Here is a 441-nt window from a genome sequence, read left to right as displayed (position 1 = left end):
GAATTTCTACACCTGAATGCAAAACAGAATTTACCGCTAAATTAGCGTCGCTAAGTAAATCGTGCAAGTCGTGGTCTAAGTTTGAAAGACGTTTTTCTAATAGCTCTGCTTGCTCACAATAATGTTTTTGAGTAGCGCCAATTTTGGTGATTAATATTTTTTTCTTTTCGGCATCCTTCACTAAATCAGTTTTTTCTAGCGCTGCTTGCAGCGTATCTAATTGTGCATCTGTTTTAGCTAAGTCTTTAAAGCAATTATCAGTATCCGCTGTTATTTCGGCGCCCGAAGCCGCTAGGTTAATAATCATTTTAGCGCCTGATTCATTCCCTATTTCGCCAGCAATGAGAGTTGTTGCATCAAGTATTTCGCCACCAAATATTTTACCCTTAGGTAAGTCTGGTTGGCCTACTTGCAGTAAGCGCTTAGCTTTCATTACACAAT

1 protein-coding gene is annotated in these 441 nt (G+C 39.0%); it reads right to left on the bottom strand.

Annotated features, from left to right (window positions below; translation table 11 throughout):
- A partial coding sequence (locus BW139_RS18205; protein WP_139336354.1) for a FapA family protein occupies positions 1-441 on the bottom strand: 441 nt, incomplete at both ends.

This window comes from Pseudoalteromonas sp. SK18 (assembly GCF_001974855.1).
Taxonomy (GTDB): domain Bacteria; phylum Pseudomonadota; class Gammaproteobacteria; order Enterobacterales; family Alteromonadaceae; genus Pseudoalteromonas.
Note: the sequence above shows the minus strand (reverse complement) of the source record. Positions and strands in the feature narration are given on the sequence as shown.